General features: G+C 65.3%; 24 protein-coding genes. 19 read left to right on the top strand and 5 right to left on the bottom strand.

Annotated features, from left to right (window positions below; all coding sequences use genetic code 11):
• Nucleotide 1: 1 nt before the first annotated feature.
• Nucleotides 2-1,165, bottom strand: a complete 1,164-nt coding sequence (locus tag ACFPMG_RS24520) for an Rmf/CrpP family protein (RefSeq protein ID WP_376997859.1) — start codon at nt 1,163-1,165, stop codon at nt 2-4.
• Between the two features lie 61 nt (nt 1,166-1,226).
• Nucleotides 1,227-1,727: a phage regulatory CII family protein gene (locus tag ACFPMG_RS24525; RefSeq protein ID WP_376997861.1), complete on the bottom strand. Its 501-nt coding sequence runs from the start codon at nt 1,725-1,727 to the stop codon at nt 1,227-1,229.
• A gap of 59 nt (nt 1,728-1,786) precedes the next feature.
• Between ACFPMG_RS24525 and ACFPMG_RS24530 the strand changes: the two genes are divergently transcribed.
• Nucleotides 1,787-2,062 (top strand): hypothetical protein, encoded by a 276-nt coding sequence (locus ACFPMG_RS24530; RefSeq protein WP_376997863.1) that lies wholly within the window; start codon nt 1,787-1,789, stop codon nt 2,060-2,062.
• A 25-nt stretch (nt 2,063-2,087) separates the two neighbouring features.
• Here the strand turns inward: ACFPMG_RS24530 and ACFPMG_RS24535 are convergent, their stop codons facing one another.
• The gene (locus tag ACFPMG_RS24535; RefSeq protein WP_376997864.1) at nt 2,088-2,210 is read right to left on the bottom strand and encodes a hypothetical protein; all 123 of its coding nucleotides are present in this window, start codon (nt 2,208-2,210) and stop codon (nt 2,088-2,090) included.
• 464 nt (nt 2,211-2,674) lie between these two features.
• On the opposite strand from ACFPMG_RS24535, the gene ACFPMG_RS24540 reads away from it, so the two are divergent.
• Nucleotides 2,675-3,562, top strand: a complete 888-nt coding sequence (locus ACFPMG_RS24540; RefSeq protein ID WP_376997865.1) for a LexA family protein — start codon at nt 2,675-2,677, stop codon at nt 3,560-3,562.
• 366 nt (nt 3,563-3,928) lie between these two features.
• Here ACFPMG_RS24540 and ACFPMG_RS24545 read toward each other — a convergent pair whose 3' ends face one another.
• Nucleotides 3,929-4,846 carry a LysR family transcriptional regulator gene (locus ACFPMG_RS24545; RefSeq protein WP_376997866.1) on the bottom strand — a complete coding sequence of 306 codons (918 nt, stop codon included), beginning with the start codon at nt 4,844-4,846 and terminating at the stop codon, nt 3,929-3,931.
• 254 nt (nt 4,847-5,100) lie between these two features.
• Here ACFPMG_RS24545 and ACFPMG_RS24550 point away from each other — a divergent pair, with 254 nt between their 5' ends.
• Both ACFPMG_RS24550 and ACFPMG_RS24555 read left to right on the top strand, forming a co-directional pair.
• Nucleotides 5,101-5,631, top strand: coding sequence for a GNAT family N-acetyltransferase (locus tag ACFPMG_RS24550; protein WP_376997867.1), 531 nt, complete (start codon nt 5,101-5,103; stop codon nt 5,629-5,631).
• Nucleotides 5,632-5,633: 2 nt separating this feature from the next.
• On the top strand, nt 5,634-5,921 hold the full coding sequence (locus tag ACFPMG_RS24555) for a ribbon-helix-helix domain-containing protein (protein ID WP_376997868.1): 288 nt from the start codon (nt 5,634-5,636) through the stop codon (nt 5,919-5,921).
• An 82-nt stretch (nt 5,922-6,003) separates the two neighbouring features.
• Here ACFPMG_RS24555 and ACFPMG_RS24560 read toward each other — a convergent pair whose 3' ends face one another.
• The gene (locus ACFPMG_RS24560) at nt 6,004-6,705 is read right to left on the bottom strand and encodes a thermonuclease family protein (RefSeq protein WP_376997869.1); all 702 of its coding nucleotides are present in this window, start codon (nt 6,703-6,705) and stop codon (nt 6,004-6,006) included.
• 310 nt (nt 6,706-7,015) lie between these two features.
• On the opposite strand from ACFPMG_RS24560, the gene ACFPMG_RS24565 reads away from it, so the two are divergent.
• The 15 genes from ACFPMG_RS24565 to ACFPMG_RS24635 all read left to right on the top strand — a co-directional run bounded on the left by ACFPMG_RS24565 (nt 7,016) and on the right by ACFPMG_RS24635 (nt 14,676).
• Nucleotides 7,016-7,216: a hypothetical protein gene (locus tag ACFPMG_RS24565; protein ID WP_376997870.1), complete on the top strand. Its 201-nt coding sequence runs from the start codon at nt 7,016-7,018 to the stop codon at nt 7,214-7,216.
• Between the two features lie 119 nt (nt 7,217-7,335).
• Nucleotides 7,336-7,749, top strand: a complete 414-nt coding sequence (locus ACFPMG_RS24570) for a hypothetical protein (protein WP_376997871.1) — start codon at nt 7,336-7,338, stop codon at nt 7,747-7,749.
• An 88-nt stretch (nt 7,750-7,837) separates the two neighbouring features.
• Entirely contained in the window at nt 7,838-8,221 is a 384-nt protein-coding gene (locus ACFPMG_RS24575; RefSeq protein ID WP_376997872.1) for a hypothetical protein, read from the top strand.
• Nucleotides 8,222-8,263: 42 nt separating this feature from the next.
• Nucleotides 8,264-9,052 carry a hypothetical protein gene (locus ACFPMG_RS24580; RefSeq protein WP_376997873.1) on the top strand — a complete coding sequence of 263 codons (789 nt, stop codon included), beginning with the start codon at nt 8,264-8,266 and terminating at the stop codon, nt 9,050-9,052.
• A gap of 38 nt (nt 9,053-9,090) precedes the next feature.
• The gene (locus ACFPMG_RS24585; RefSeq protein WP_376997874.1) at nt 9,091-9,321 is read left to right on the top strand and encodes a hypothetical protein; all 231 of its coding nucleotides are present in this window, start codon (nt 9,091-9,093) and stop codon (nt 9,319-9,321) included.
• 136 nt (nt 9,322-9,457) lie between these two features.
• Complete coding sequence (locus ACFPMG_RS24590) at nt 9,458-9,604, top strand: hypothetical protein (RefSeq protein WP_376997875.1); 147 nt, start codon at nt 9,458-9,460, stop codon at nt 9,602-9,604.
• Between the two features lie 506 nt (nt 9,605-10,110).
• Nucleotides 10,111-10,257, top strand: a complete 147-nt coding sequence (locus ACFPMG_RS24595) for a hypothetical protein (protein WP_376997876.1) — start codon at nt 10,111-10,113, stop codon at nt 10,255-10,257.
• A 130-nt stretch (nt 10,258-10,387) separates the two neighbouring features.
• Nucleotides 10,388-11,086, top strand: a complete 699-nt coding sequence (locus ACFPMG_RS24600) for a hypothetical protein (protein WP_376997878.1) — start codon at nt 10,388-10,390, stop codon at nt 11,084-11,086.
• Complete coding sequence (locus ACFPMG_RS24605) at nt 11,086-11,325, top strand: hypothetical protein (RefSeq protein WP_376997879.1); 240 nt, start codon at nt 11,086-11,088, stop codon at nt 11,323-11,325. Before ACFPMG_RS24600 ends, ACFPMG_RS24605 begins: the two co-directional genes overlap by 1 nt.
• The gene (locus ACFPMG_RS24610; protein ID WP_376997880.1) at nt 11,322-11,561 is read left to right on the top strand and encodes a hypothetical protein; all 240 of its coding nucleotides are present in this window, start codon (nt 11,322-11,324) and stop codon (nt 11,559-11,561) included. The genes ACFPMG_RS24605 and ACFPMG_RS24610 overlap by 4 nt, the downstream gene beginning before the upstream one ends.
• The gene (locus tag ACFPMG_RS24615; protein WP_376997882.1) at nt 11,558-11,746 is read left to right on the top strand and encodes a hypothetical protein; all 189 of its coding nucleotides are present in this window, start codon (nt 11,558-11,560) and stop codon (nt 11,744-11,746) included. The genes ACFPMG_RS24610 and ACFPMG_RS24615 overlap by 4 nt, the downstream gene beginning before the upstream one ends.
• Nucleotides 11,743-11,931: a hypothetical protein gene (locus tag ACFPMG_RS24620; protein ID WP_376997883.1), complete on the top strand. Its 189-nt coding sequence runs from the start codon at nt 11,743-11,745 to the stop codon at nt 11,929-11,931. Before ACFPMG_RS24615 ends, ACFPMG_RS24620 begins: the two co-directional genes overlap by 4 nt.
• A 3-nt stretch (nt 11,932-11,934) precedes the next feature.
• The gene (locus ACFPMG_RS24625) at nt 11,935-12,270 is read left to right on the top strand and encodes a hypothetical protein (RefSeq protein ID WP_376997884.1); all 336 of its coding nucleotides are present in this window, start codon (nt 11,935-11,937) and stop codon (nt 12,268-12,270) included.
• 11 nt (nt 12,271-12,281) lie between these two features.
• Nucleotides 12,282-13,445: a hypothetical protein gene (locus ACFPMG_RS24630; RefSeq protein ID WP_376997886.1), complete on the top strand. Its 1,164-nt coding sequence runs from the start codon at nt 12,282-12,284 to the stop codon at nt 13,443-13,445.
• Nucleotides 13,438-14,676: a hypothetical protein gene (locus ACFPMG_RS24635; protein WP_376997888.1), complete on the top strand. Its 1,239-nt coding sequence runs from the start codon at nt 13,438-13,440 to the stop codon at nt 14,674-14,676. Before ACFPMG_RS24630 ends, ACFPMG_RS24635 begins: the two co-directional genes overlap by 8 nt.
• Nucleotides 14,677-14,681: the final 5 nt, after the last annotated feature.

Consider the following 14,681-nt stretch of genomic DNA (forward strand, 5'->3'; position numbering starts at 1 on the left):
GTTACTCCGCCGGGGCCATGAAGGCGTCGGCGGCGCCGTTGCTGGCCATCGCCGGCATCAGCACGTCCGCCTCATCGTCCTCCGGCAGGTCCGGCAGATCGTCGCCGTCGTCCGCATCGGCGAAAACCACCTCCCCGCTCTCTCCCGGCGCCTCGGCGGCGGCCGGACCGGCTTCATCGAACAGCGCGTTGTCCTGGCGCTCCCAGCCGGCCAGCCACGCGTCGGCCTTGGCGCTTCCGGCGGGATGCGGACATGCGGACTGCGGCTCGCCGGCTTCGCAGGCGGTGGCGCCTTCCGCCTCCAGCGCCTGGACTTCCTCGGCGCTCAGTGCCTGCTCAGACTGCTGACCGCCGCCCTCGGCGGCTTGCTCCGCCGCGCGCTCGGTGGCGCGGGCCGCGTTCTGGGCATCCTGCTCGGTCGCCCAGCCCTTCATGACGATGCCGGCCTTCACCGGGTCGTCGCCGTAGGCGTGCGCGCCGGGCGCCTTGCCTTCGCGGAACAGCTTGATGCCCTCCGCGAGGAGAGCCGTGTGCTCGTCCTGCGACATGCCATCGGGGAGTTCGGAGCCGACCGTCGCGCTGGCGCCGGATGCCGGCTGACCACCTTCCGCCGCGGCCTTGATCGCGGCGTCCATGGCGTCCCACGCCTGCTCGAAGATCGCGACGGACTCCGCTCCGGTAAGCAGGCAGTCGGAGCGCTTCTCGCCGTTGCGACGGGCTTCGCAGCCCTTGGCCCAAGCGCCAAGCTTGCGCTTCTTGCCTTCGAAGTCGGCCGGCGGGGGCGGGTTCGGGATAGCCGACAGGTCCGGCCCGATGACCGCTTCCATCGCGCCCGCGACGGCTTCGGCGTCCGGCATCTCATCGAACAGCGCCTGCTGGCGGGGCACGTTGAGCTGAAGCGCCGGGATCAGGTGAAGAAGTTGCTGGGCCTCGATGGTCGCTTCGGGATCGTCGTTCCGCTTCCTCGCGAACAGCCGCGCCAGCGCCTTGAACACGGGCTTGCGAACACCGGTCTTCGCAGCGTCGCGAATCACCTCCGCTTTCTTGGAGTTCGCGGCGGCGGCTTGGGACTCCCGCTCAAGCAACTGATCCATCGCCCGCTCAAGGTCGGACGGGGAAATGCTTGACGGGTCGATGGCAGGTTTCTCGTTCAGCTTGCGGGCCATGAGGCCACCTCCTTTCGGTCTTCAGAAGTGCTTGGGTGTGACGCCGTGGCGCCCGGAGGGATCAGGCCGACGCTTCGGCCCGGAGCTGGGTGACGTTGCCGGACAGGTGCGGTGGCTCGGCCGCGTCCCGGATTTCCCGGGCATGGTCCATGACGTTCTGCGCAGCACGGGCGATGCGCCGGCGTTCCTGCTGGTCGACATGATCGTCGGCCAGGGCGGTGTCGATTTCTTTGGCGAGAGTGCCGGACTCGATGTCGAGGCGGACGAGCTGGCGGGCAAAGTCCGTTTCCGGACGCTGGTCTCCCTGCAACTCGGCCAGCTTCGCCGCGGTGATCTCCTGCATTACCTCGATGAAGACCGGCGATTTCCCGCGGGCGACCAGGGCGGCATCCAGAGCGGCGGCGTCAGCCAGTTCCAGATCCGTGTCGTAGAGTGGGTTGCTGGTCTTGCGGAACTTCGAGTCCCCGAGACCGGTGGCCTTCTTGATTTCCTGCGGGCTCAGTTCCTGGACGGCCTGACGCAGCGCATCCTCAATGGAGCCGGGCTTTCGATAAATGGTCATCCAAAATAGCCCTTTCGATTGGACGTGACGCCCCGGCGTTGCTTCCGCACATTGGGGACATGACTGCTCAGCTTCCGCTTCCCATTGCCGACGACACCGGCATCGCCACGCCCATTACGGGCGCCGCCCTGCTCAGCACCGTGACGGTCGTTGACCAAGCCGCCGCGGAGGCGATCCGCGCGCTTGCACGGCTGGCCGTGGTGGTGCCGCGAGATGAGGAGCGGGAGGTTTGGGCGATCAGCAGCCGCGTCGGCGCCGTAGCGCAGCGCGTTGCCGACCTGAAAGACAGGGAGCCGATGAATGGCGTTGTCGCCGTTGACCGGACGGGGGTCTGAGATGGTGGCGATGACCGGCATGCGCTCAGCCTCCCCAGCACTTGCGGATGCCAAGCACGGCCAGGCCGATCGCGATGACGGCGTAGTAGGGCCAGATCGCGGTGGCGAGCTGCGCGGTCCAGGGCGGGTCGTAGAGCGGCATCAACATGGCTTATGCCCCCGCAGCGAGGGTCAGCAGGAACGCCAGCCAGAGCGCGAAGAGGCCGGCGATCAGCGGCAGGATGGGTTCGGCGCTACCACGCGAGGGGTACCGTTCCACCTCGCATGCGCGCGTGACAGGGCACTTAGCACCGAGACATGCTTGACACGGTTCCGAATGCTGGGAATCTGTCTCCAAGTCGGCAGCGCTCAAGCTGGTGAGAAAGTCCATGGTCATGGTCAACTCACATCTGGTCGGTTCGGAAAGGAATGGAGTTGGACCTTCATTTCATTGGCTAAGCTGACGGCAGCCCGATCATTCCCCTCTTGGGCAGAACTGGAACCGGCACACGATTTGCGGATGGCTGCTTTCGCTGCGAAAGACGCCAATAACTCGAGAGTGACGCCCTCGATTTCCCGGGTCCTGGCCGCATTGACCAGGCAGAGCCAATGAGCGGGGGGAATAGCGCCCCGATGGCGCCAGACGTTTACTTTTTTGGCCCCAATCCCCAGATCATCCGCAAGAATCTGTCGGGAAGGCCAAGCGTCGATGATGTCCCGGAACGTTCTCATGCCGGGGATATTACGCTGCGTAATTTTTTAGGTCAACCCGCCGTATTGCGTGATGTAATTTCCGAGGTGTTGCCGTGTCGCAAGCGGCGGATTACAAAATGCAATATGGATGAGACGCCTGCGGATCGCTTGAGGATAGCTCGTGCTGCGCGTAAGTATCGGACTGCGAAGCAGTTTTCCGATACGCACGGCATTCCTCAATCCACTTATTCGACGCACGAAACCGGAACTCGTGGCCTTTCGAGAAATGCCGCGCTCAAGTATGCAACTCTTCTTGACATTAGTGTAGAGTGGCTATTGACGGGAAAGGGTGCCGGACCGGAAGGCTCTGGAGACGAGCCAGAAAACACAGTCTACGTCTCCAGCGTTCCTGTTGTCGGTGCCGTCCAGGCAGGGAATTGGGTGGAAGCCGTGCAGTGGGAAAGCGATGAATGGTATGAGATTGCAATTCCCCCAGACGGCCGCTTTCCCAACCAGAGACGCTATGGCCTAGAGGTCCGCGGACCTTCAATGAACGAGCTGTACCCTGACGGCAGCGTCGTCATCTGCATCAAGCTTATAGATCTCGGCAGAGAACCACGCCACGGAGAACGTGTTGTCGTGGAGCGACGCCGCTATGACGGTTGTATTGAAGCAACCGTGAAGGAATTTAGGGTGCAAGACGAAAAAGTTTGGCTGTGGCCGCGTTCCACACACCCAGCCTTTCAGCAACCTGTCCCGCTCGCATGCGACGGTGATGAAGAGGTGGCTATTACTGGAGTGGTAGTCGGAAGCTACCGCGCCGAATAGGCTCGTGGGCAAACCACAGCACCGAAGAATCTTGAACTGCGCTTGCACTTGACTCCAGGCATAGTAAACGCGAACATAAAGCGAACATCTGTTTTGGAGTTCGCTATGTCCGATAGCCTTCGTCAGCTTTTCGTCGTGGAGGTCGCCCGGCAGCGCGTCGTGGTGTTAGCGCGTAACGTTGGCCGCGCACGCACCGTGGCCGCGGTCATGCTGCTAGGCAATGCACAATCGGCGCACCGTGACGCCTTGGTCGTGCGGGAGCCAGAGGATGAGGAACGAGCGGCTTTCGAGGCGCGGGCGCTTCAGATCGGCCAGGGCGACTGCGGGCTGGCCGCAATCAAACTCTGCCCCCCCGGCTATAGACTCTCATTCGCTATTTGGGAGCTTTTTAAACGCTGTTCCTTGAAGCTGCGATTGGAACAGCGTCGATTGAAGGTGCTCGATCAGCGCCCTCATCCGCGGCACATCTTTAGTCTCACGATGGCAAACCAACCAGAACGTCACCGACGTCTCGTAACCCTCGAGATCAAGCATAACCACGTTGGGCTCCCGATCGACAACGCCGATCGGTTGGAGGCTGATACCGACACCGTGAACGGTAGCCTCACCAAGCGTCATTGAAGAATTGGTTCGATAGCTGAGGTTAGGATGCCCGTCCAGCAGATCCGCCCAGGTCTTCCATTCCCCATCCCTTGGATAGTGTAGGTGATTGCACAAACGATGGCGCCGCAAATCGGCCAAATTCTGAGGTACTCCATAGATTTCCAGGTAATCGCGCGATGCACACGGGCGGAAAACCATCGTGTTTTTTGACAAAACGACAAGATCTGGATGTGTTGGTTCCACCCAATGGACCACAATATCAGCCTCCATCTTGTCAATGTTCGGAGGCTCCTGGGAGCACAGTATGTCCACGGTTACCGCTGGGAAGCGTTTGTGGAACTCGGCCAGGCGTGGAGGTAACCAGTAGCCGCCGATCCCGTCGGTCACCCAAAGCCGCACCCGGCCAGACAATTCGGTTTCCTGGGCCGCGGAAGCCACAATAAAACGGGCCGCACGCTCCATTTCCAATGCAAAGCAGAGGATTGCGTCACCAGCCGGGGTTAGTCGCACTCCGCGTGGAAGGCGACGAAAAAGACGCGTGTTCAGCTTCTGCTCCAAAGCAAAAATTCTGCGACTGATGGTCGGCTGAGTCTGCGGTGTTCCCTCCGCCGCCGCATTGAAGCTACCCGCGCGAACCACCCGTAGGAACAGCTGAACGTCGTCCCAGTCCAGATCCACCATGTTATGCATCCATGCATACTTTTGATACGAAACGAAGACAACTATACACGCAACTGCATGACGTAACTTTCTGCATACGCGCTGCTGAGCGAAAGAAATGAACGCTGTCTTGCAGACAGATGTGGGCAATTCCCGGTTAGTGCGCGCCTGATCTGAAACGCATGCAAAGGTATTCATCCATGAATAGCGCAGACGGGGCACCCCATCGTAAGGGGGTCATTCAAGTAGCGGTGGTTTCGGGTTGGGACGACCTGATGAAGGCAATGGCAGTCAGGGCGGCGGTCTACCTGGGCGAGGCCGGGCGGACGTATGGGCATGAATTTGATGGAAACGACCATCACGCCACGCACCTTCTGGCCACCATCGACAAAGAACCGGTTGGCTGCTGCCGAATCCGCTACTTCGGAACCTTTGCCAAGCCCGAGCGCCTGACTGTTCTGCCGTCCTATCGGCGTGGGCGGTATGGTCGGAGGGGGGTCGCCTATGAACTTGCCCAGTTCGCCTTCGACTTCTGCCATCGCAAGGGATATCGCACCGTCTACGGTCACGCGGTCGAGGAGCTCGTGGGGTTCTGGGCGCGATTCGGCACGGCGCGGGTGCCGAATGGTGAGTTCGAAGTTGAGGGTTACAAGCTGGTGGCGATGGCCGGGGACGCCGAACTGCCAGCCGACGCTCTGGGGCTTCATTCCGGGCACCTCGTGCTGATCCGGCCTGAAGGTGCCTGGGACCGGCCAGGTCCTCTGGAGGGCGTAACGCCGGCCAATGCCGTGGAACTCGCAGCATAACCATGCCGGACAACCAGACGCCGCCGGCTGACAAGTCGGCAAGCTCAGGATGGACTAAGAGTCACAACATATTCGTTGGAGGTCGGCGGTCCAGTGCACGGATGGAACCAGAGTTCCGCGAAGCTCTCAAAGATATCTGCGACCGGGAGAAAAAAAGTTTATCGGAGCTTTACAGCGAGATTGACGGCCGGAAGCGACCAGATCAGACGCTGAGCTCAGCAACTAGGGTGTTTACCGTGGCATACTTTCGGAACGCCCTTCACCACATCGAGGAAGGTTCGACAGACTAAGACGCATGGAAAGGTCGCTCCGAGCTGGAGCGGCCTTTCCGTCGTCACAGTCCTGGAGACGCGAAGGTTGCCCGATGACCCCTCACTGCCCCGCCCTCCGCCAGCCCGCAGCCTGCGCCTCGTCCTCGCTGCAGAACCATCGCTCGCCGTCGCTCGTGTCGATTTGCGTCTGGCCGTAGGACCGTCCGCCGGGGACGTGATAGATGCGCTCGCCCTTCGAGTTGATGTTGCCCTTGATCTGGCACTCGCCGGGTGCCTTGGTCGGGGCCGTCACCGGTGCCAAACGACTCTGGTTGGCAACCTGGGGCTTGCCCTCACGCTTCGCCGCGCGCCACTCCCACGGCGGCTGGAACGTTCCGGCCCAGATGCCAGCCCGCGCCGCCCTGGCCGTAGCCTCAGCGCCCACATAGTCCTTGCTGTACTGCTGGTAGGCCATGGCCCAGCCGTTCGCGGCCATCCAGGCGTTTAGGTTCTCACCGCCGACGAAGCACGCGGCAACGACTCGGCCATAGCGGTCTTTGTCCTTCTGCTCGCAGGTCACCGTGCGCCGCCCGATCCGTTCCGACAGTGCAAGCGCGGCCATCTGCCCACAGCGCCAGTTCTTCCCAGCGCTGTCTTGGCAGAACTGCTGACTCTCGGGCGCGTCGATCCCGTGCAGACGGATGCGTGTTCCGCGGATCTCCAGTGTGTCGCCGTCGATCACCGAGGCGGTGCCGGTCAGATCGGCGGCGAGCGCTGGGGCAGCAACCAATAGCATCAATGCAGTGGCAACGACGTCCTTCATTACTCTCCACATACGAACGTATGAGCGCCCGCCATAGCGCACTTCCTCGTCGAGTATGTCTCCCCGCGTGATCGATGTCCGCGCCCAACAAATTACGATATGTAATTTTTCGGTTGACTTCGCATAATTGCGTTATGTAATTTATATCCATACCCCGCAAGGTAGCGGTTCACACCATCACCCAAGGGGTACGCGCTCCTACGCTCGTTCGAGTGCTGGGCGTTTCCTCCTCAGACTGTGCCCGCCGGTCGAGCCGGTCGGCGGGCACCTTCTCAGGGGCGGAGCGCAGAATCCGGAAGAGGATACCGCCATGGGCCTGCCTGCCTGCCGCACCGCTGACGTCGATCTCGACCAGGATTTCCTTGCCGCCTGCCGCACGGCCATCGCGCCGGTGCTGGAGGGCGCGGCCCAGGACATGGGCGTGGTGGACGAAGCTCGGCATCTCTGGGCGACCGGCTCGCCGATGCTGGCCGGCCAGAAGGGCAGGGCGGGGCATCCCGCAACGACCTGACCACTCCCCTCCCCTTCTCGGTTCCAAGCCCCTTACCCGCGCCGATCCCGCGGGTGGGGCATGAGGCGTTGAAGGCGGCCCCATCCGGTCCGGCCAACCACCAACATCAAGGATCACTGATGCTCGACGTTTCCATCACCGAGGTTTTCGGCGGCTGCGGCTGCGAGGGTTGCCGCCCGACCCGCTCGATCAAGCTGGAGGGCGCCGCCATCGACGCCGCGCGTCAGCTCGACGCCAACCACGACGCCATCGCCCAGCAGATCAAGGCGCTCATGGGTCAGGTGAAGGACCTGATCGGGCAGAGCAAGGCGGACGCCGATGCGCTGTGGGAGACCATCAAGCGCGAAACCGGCACCGAGGGCGTGAAGGGGATGCGGCTCGACACCGACTACCTGACGGACCACGGCATCGCCTTCCTGCATGTGCCGGTCACCGACGCCAGCGCCGACACCGGCGAGCAGGACGCTGAGCCCGCCTCGCAGGACGTGGGCGCCGTCGAGGCCGCCGAAGCGCCCGCCGCCGCCGCTGCCTGACCATCCCTTCCCCGCCTGCCGCCGGGGCGCGCTGAACCAGCATTTGCCCCGGCGGACCTCCTCCAAGCACTGAACGCCAGAGGGACCCATGGCTTCCCCTGCCCCACTCAACACCACCGCCCCGGACGGCGCCTGGACGTTCTATCCGTTCCTGATCGCCATGAACCGCGGCGGCCCGGCGATGGTCGATTTCGGCAAGGCCCGTGGCGCCTTCGGTGTCCACGGCGCGGATGACGGCTGGAACCTGACCCACCTGCCGACCGGAACGCTGATCGGTGTCGCTCCGAGCGCCGAGGCCGCGATGCGCGCCGCCGAGGGGATTGAGAGGGTCTGGGATTGGACCATCGCGGATGATCCGGACGCTGCCGCCGTCCCGGTGATCCGGGAGGTTCTGCGCATCAACGGCGTGAAGCGGTCGGAAAGCCGGCCCGTCCGGGGGGCCGCCGTCCAGTCACCCGCGATGGCGGCCTGACCGTCCGGCGCAACAACCCAACGCCTCAACTGGAATCGCTCCATGAAGATGAAAACCGTCACCGTTCCGCCGGAGGTCGCCACCGTTCTCGGCAAAGCCACCGTCCAGGGCAACGCCATCATCCTTCCGCCCGGCCAGCTCCCGCGCCCGCTGTACGACGCCGTGAACAAGGTGCTGACCGCCATGGGCGGGAAGTGGAACCGGAAGGCCGGCGGTCACCTGTTCGCTCAAGATCCCCGCGCGATCCTGGAGGATGCCCTGGGGACCGGGAAGGCGCTGAACCGGAAGGCCACCCTTCAGTTCTTCCAGACCCCCGAAGACCTGGGCGAGCGCATGGCGGAGCTGGCCAGCATCAGGGCGGGGGACCTCGCGCTGGAGCCGGAGGCCGGCCATGGCCGCTTGGTCAAGCCGATGTTGGCGCGGGGCGCCGAGGTGGTGGCCGTGGAGATCGACCCGGTCAACGCGGACGTGCTGAGCCGCATCGGCGGCATCGAGGTTCACCAGGAAGACTTCCTGGAATGGGCGATCCGCGAACGCCGCCGCTTCGACAAGGTGGTGATGAACCCGCCCTTCACCGGCAACCAGGACATCCGCCACGTCATGGCCGCTTTCGGCTTGCTGCGCGAGGGCGGGCGGTTGGTCGCCATAATGGGCGAGCACGGCTTCATCGGTCAGGAGCGCGAGTGCCGCGACTTTCGGAACTGGCTCTCCGACAACAACGCCGAAGTCGAGCAGCTCCCCGCCGGCACGTTCGCCAAGTCCGGCACCGGCGTCCCGGTCCGCCTGATCACCACCCGGAAGGCCGCCAGCATGCGGCAGGCCGCCGAGTAAGCCCTTTTCACTTCACCTTCCAACGGATGCCCGTCGCCATGCCCGATTTCGAATACTCCGACAAGTCCTCTGCTGAGCGGGACATCAAAGACCTTCGTGAAGCTCTGGATGTCACGCCGGAAATCGCGGACGGCAAGTGGGTGATGATCTCCAAGAGCGAGTTCGAAACCATCCGCGACGAAGCCGCGAATGTCATCGGTCACCTCGAATCCTGCATCAGCGAGATCGAGGACATCGAAGTCCCCGACCCGGTCGGCGACGCTTCCTGACCGCTCCCCCCACCCCGCGCTCCGGCGCGCTCCAGCCCCTAACGGTCCGGTCGCAGGGGCTCGGGGCCGTGAGAGAGGGCTTCGGCCCGGTCCGACACCAGCACGGCTCGATGCTGGCACCAACAGGAGGCGAAGAGTGGATTGGATTCGCGACTGGACCCGATGGCTGCGCCGTCCGGGCGATTGGGGAAACTGGCCGCGTCCGCTGGACGACGCCGACCAGCCCCAGGTCGAACGCGATCCGCCCGACCGCCCCGGCACCAGATGCGGGGCCGAACGCTAGGGCTCGCCGGTGCACAGGCCCGGCCTTGGTCAGTAGGTCCCAGCTTCGGCTCCCGCAATGCGCCGGGAATTGGCGGAGTAAGGGCGCGCCATCTCCTCAGCCGGAGGAGTCAAAACGGCCCCTCGCCCCCTTACCCGGCCTGACCGCTGGGTGGGGGTCGAGGCAGTAGAAGGGGATGGCGCCCCTTCCGCTGCACCAGGAAGAGGAGGACCGCACGCTTGAATTAATCCTGCTGGCGCTGCTTTGGGCGATGGGTGGACCTCCCCCAGTCGCACCGGTCGGGGGAGCCGAGGCAATACCCCGCGCAGCGAGCCAAGCCAGCATCACCGCTCAGCAGAAGGACGGCGGCAACCGCACCGAAACGGCCGGTGTATGGAGCCCGATCCTCTCCGGGCAGAACCCGACGACCTGACAAACGGAATGCGCCAGCCGGGCGCGCCAAGCCCGGCCCATCAGCCAGCCAGCCGCAAGCCGCGGCACATCGAAAACCGAAAAGGAGAACGGGCATGCCCGACGTGAACAGCGAGATCAGCAAGCCGACCCAGCTCGCCAGCACCGAACCGACCGACGCCGAGGTCGAGGCCCTGGACGACGGTGACGACGAGGACGGCGACGAGGACCAGGGCGGCAGCGAGCCGGACGAGGACGAGTAACGGCGGCCCCCGCCGGCCTGAACCGAGCCACCGGGCGCCATTTCGCCCGGCGGCTTCCCAGGAAGCCCGGAGACGATCCGGACCTCCCGGCAAGCCGAACAGCAGCACCATCAACAGGGGCGACATCGCCATGGATCAGAACCAGACGCAGCCCACCGGACACCCCAAGTACATCATCCACACGGACGCGGCGAACGCGGCCATGCACCTCATGTGCGGCTTCCGTTCGCTCGGAGTGGCGGGGGACGAAGAGGTATGCTCGCCCAACTCCCCCGAGCTGCGAGCCCACCTTCAGGCGGTCCTTGGCCCGCTGCCGCATTGGGGACAGCGGGGGACCGAGCCGGTCCAGAACCTCGCCGACTATCTCCACGCACTGGCCGATGTCCTAGCGCCGCCGATTGCTGCCGAGGCGCAGGGGGGCACTGATGAAGAAGCCCCCTTGCCGGACGCGGTTCCGGTTACGCCGGCTCCGCTCTCCCCTGTCGAGCTGGCGGACCAGCTCATGAAGCTGGCCTTGGGCCGCTTCATTCGTCCGGAGCGGTATGTGCCCGGAGTCGGGCTCACCCCCAGCGAGCCGGGCGTCATCGCCGCAATCACGATCGACATCACGGCTCGTCCCTCTGCTTTTACGGTCGCCCCGTTCGTCTCCGTGAAAGCCGCCACCGCCGATTTCCGCAGCACCGTGATCGCCGAAAGCTTCGACTTCGACGCGGTGATCGCCGAGGCCAAGGAGAAGCTCGTCGCCCTGCCGACCACGGTGGACGTCAAGGAGCCCGCGGTGGAAGCGCCGTCGGCGCCCGAGGTCCCCACGCCAAGCGAGGTGGCGTGATGGCCGACTTCCGCCCGAACCGTGACCGCACCGACCTCCCCGCCGACGCCGAGCGCTGCGCCACCATCTGCGCGCGCTACCATCGCGGCATCGCCGCGAACTGCTTCGCTCGTGGCCTGACGCATGTCGGCCGCCGCCACGAACAGATCGCCGACCGGCTGGTCGCCCTCCAGAAGCCCACCCCGATCACCATCCTCACCGCGCCGACGGCCGAGACGAAGAAGCGGAGGGCCGCATGAGCGCCCCGCCCTTCTGCTCCGGGTTCAAGGTCGGCGACCGCGTCGAGCACGCCAGCGATCTCGTCACGCTGCCGGCGGCGCAGATCGACCGGCTCAGCCCCTGCAGCAACGGCGTCGTCTTCGCCGAGACGCCGAGCTGGAGCGCTCCGGTGGATCGCATCCGCCTGGCCGGGCCGGGCTTCGCCGGGATGGTCAACGGTGGCGCCGCCGCCCTTCCGGTCGGAGGTGCCGCGTGACCAAGAAGCTGAACGAGCCGGAAATCTACTTTGTCGGCCAGAACGAGGTCGGCCCCCGGCATCCGACCGCCGGGTTCTACGTCGAGCCGCTCACCGCCGCGGGCCGTGCCGAAGGGCCGTTCGCCAGCCGTGACCGGGCGGAGGAGTTCGCGCGGGGACGGTCCATGGATCTGAGGGTGGCATGATGGTTTCCCAGGACGCCACCTCCACCACGACCGCTATCGGCGCCGCTCTCCGCCAGCATGCGGACCGTGACGGCTACGTGCCGGTCGCCGCGTTGCGCGAACGGTTCCCGGTCGAGGTGCTGGCCGCTCATCTGCTGCCGGCTCTCGCCCAGGTGAACCGGCACCGCGAAGCGGTGGGGGGATAGCCGATGCGCCGCCTTCCCACGGACATCGACCAGATCGTCAGCGGCCAGCTTTCGGACCGGGACTTCCGAAACCGGATGTTCCTGCTCCAGCACGGCGCGGCTGCGATGAAGCGGCGGGATGCAGAGGCGGATAAGCGCTTCTGGTCCAGCCAGTTGGTCGAAGCCTGTCGGGCGGTGGGAAGGCATCTTCGGGGCGGGACGCTGGGTTCCGCATGGGGGCGGCGGTCCCTCGCCAGTCTGCGACACGCCTGGAACGCCTACCAGAAGACGGCGCGGCGGGCCGCTGATTTTGAACCGGAAGGCCGGGTGCGGAAGTCGCCGCCGGCTGCCGCAGAGTGAACAAGGGCTTGATGATGAATGCCACCACCCTCCCCTACGCCCCTGCTCTGCAACGGGTTCGGCAGATCGCCGCCGAGTGCATTGAGCGGGCTGAGAACGAACTTCGGGACGGCGCCGCCGCCGCGGTCCTGCTCGCCAATGAACTGCGCGCCGACACCAACCTCATGGATGCCGTGAACAACCTCTTCTTCCCCGACAACTGCGCGCGGCTGATCGCGTGCTTGCGGGAGGAGATGCTGTCCGGGGCGGCGGTGAGCAACATTGAACATGACGAGATCGGCACGGCGGAAGCCGTTGCCGGCGGCGGGAGCCAGATTGCGCCAGACACCCATGTCCCATGCGCCCCCGCCGCACCCAACACCTTCGGCGGCAACGCCGACGCGGACGGGATGGGCCATTCGGAAGGCTGCACCCAGAACCCTTACGCCCGCCCGTCCGCCCCTCTTCCCGAGACACCAGCCGCCCATCGGCAGGTGCAGCCCGCCGGCCAGCATCGGTCTGACACCCAAGGCTGGCGTGCCGGCGGGCATGCCATTCCCGAGACGCCGCGCGATGACGCGGCTGCGAGCGGCCAGACGTTGTACGGCAACCACTATGCACTTGCCGCTCGCCCCTATTCCGAGAAGCCGCCCCGTGCGGCTGGGGGAGGCCAACGCTACTACGACGCCCATGATCGACTCGCCTCCTCCTCAACCCTTCCGGCTGGCGACAGCCGGGGACGCGGCCAAATGTCCGTTGACACCCAAGCACGGAACGCCGCGTCCACCTATCCGGCCAAGGCCGGCGGGGCGGGCCAGACACCTGACGTCACCCATACATCGGGCGCCCGCCCCAAAATCTCCCCCGGCCACGCCAAGCGCGGCGCGTCCATCATCGCCGCCGCTATGGCGCCGGTCCGCCGGTCACTGCTCGACAGCTACCAGATCAACGGCCAGCCGCTGCGTGCCGTGAAGGTTGAGGAAGCCGACCGTTGGGCAGCGGGCCGCGAGCGTGACGCCCGGTTCGTGAAGCTGATCATCACCGGCATCCCCCACGGCGGCGTCATCGGTGACTTCGTGACCGACTCCGATGCGGAGCGTTGCTGGGAACTCGCCACCAACCCGCCGTCCATCACGCCGCCCACGGTCACCCTGACCAAGCCGGACGGCTTCAGCGAGGTTTCGACCAATGCTTAACGAGATTCAGAACGGCGACGGGCTGGTGTCCGACGCCTGCGAGGGAGCGGCCATTGTATTCTTGCCGCCCAGTCCACAAGCGCCCTCCCTCACCCCCATTCCGAGTTCCGGCTCCGTGCCGGATGGAGACGGCCAGCAGAAGTGCGACGCCCATCATGTGGTCGCCGTCTCCACCCCTTCGCCCGCGCCCAAACGCGGACGGTCGAGGAAGGCCATTGTTAAGGCGACACCCATAGAGGCTACGCCTTCCTCGACACCCCACACCGAAACCGCCGGAAACGGCGGGGGAGAGAATCGGGCCATTGGCTCGGCGACACCCAGACCGGCATCGCCCGACCTCTCCCACACCATCGCCCTGATCGGGGAACTCCAGGTCCGCCGCACCTTCTGCATCAAGCAGCGGAACCGGATGAACAACGCCACAGCGGCACTGATCCGGCGCTTCCTCGGCTGGCAGTTCGATATGCCGGAGAAGGAGCGCAAGGCGCTGAACAGCCGCGCCGCCGCCGTCATGGCGCTGATCGAGTCCGGCAAGGAACTTACCGGCGAGTTCGCCAGCGTCGGTGCCGTCGTGGCCCCGCTGGTGCTGGCCGCGGCGAAGTCCCGCGAGCCGCTGGACAACATGCTGGCCGAGACCGAGCGCGAGATGCGCAAGCTCTCCAAGGCTCTCCCGGTCTGGAAGGATTGGGCGTTGGGCGTTCGCGGTCTCGGGGATCTCGGCTTGGCCGTGATCGTCGCGGAGGCCGGCGACATCGGCAGCTATGCCACCGTCTCCCGCCTGTGGAAGCGCCTTGGGCTGGCCGTCATCAACGGCGAGCGCCAGCAGCGGAAGTCCGACGCGGACCTCGCCGCAGAGCATGGCTACAACCCCCGCCGCCGGGCCGAGATGTTCGCGGTGATCGGTGATCCGCTGTTCCGCGGCCAGTGGCGTGGCGCGAAGACTGAAGGCGACGTGGTGATCGCGCCCGCCGGTCCCATCGGTCCCTATGGTGAGGTGTACGGGCGCGAAAAGGCCAAGGCCGCGCCGCGCATCGAGGCCACCAAAGAACTGACGGCGGCCCAGCGTTGGACGCCCGCCCGTGTGGACAAGCACGCCCGCAGGCTGATGACCAAGGCACTGCTGCGCGACCTCTGGCGCGTCTGGCGTGGTCACCCGCCGCGTGGGTCGCATGAAGTCGTGCCAGAGGACATGCCGAACGCGCCCGCCACCGACCACACGGTGGAGACCTGACTGCA

The organism is Azospirillum himalayense (assembly GCF_042657465.1).
In the GTDB taxonomy this organism is placed as follows: Bacteria; Pseudomonadota; Alphaproteobacteria; order Azospirillales; family Azospirillaceae; genus Azospirillum; species Azospirillum himalayense.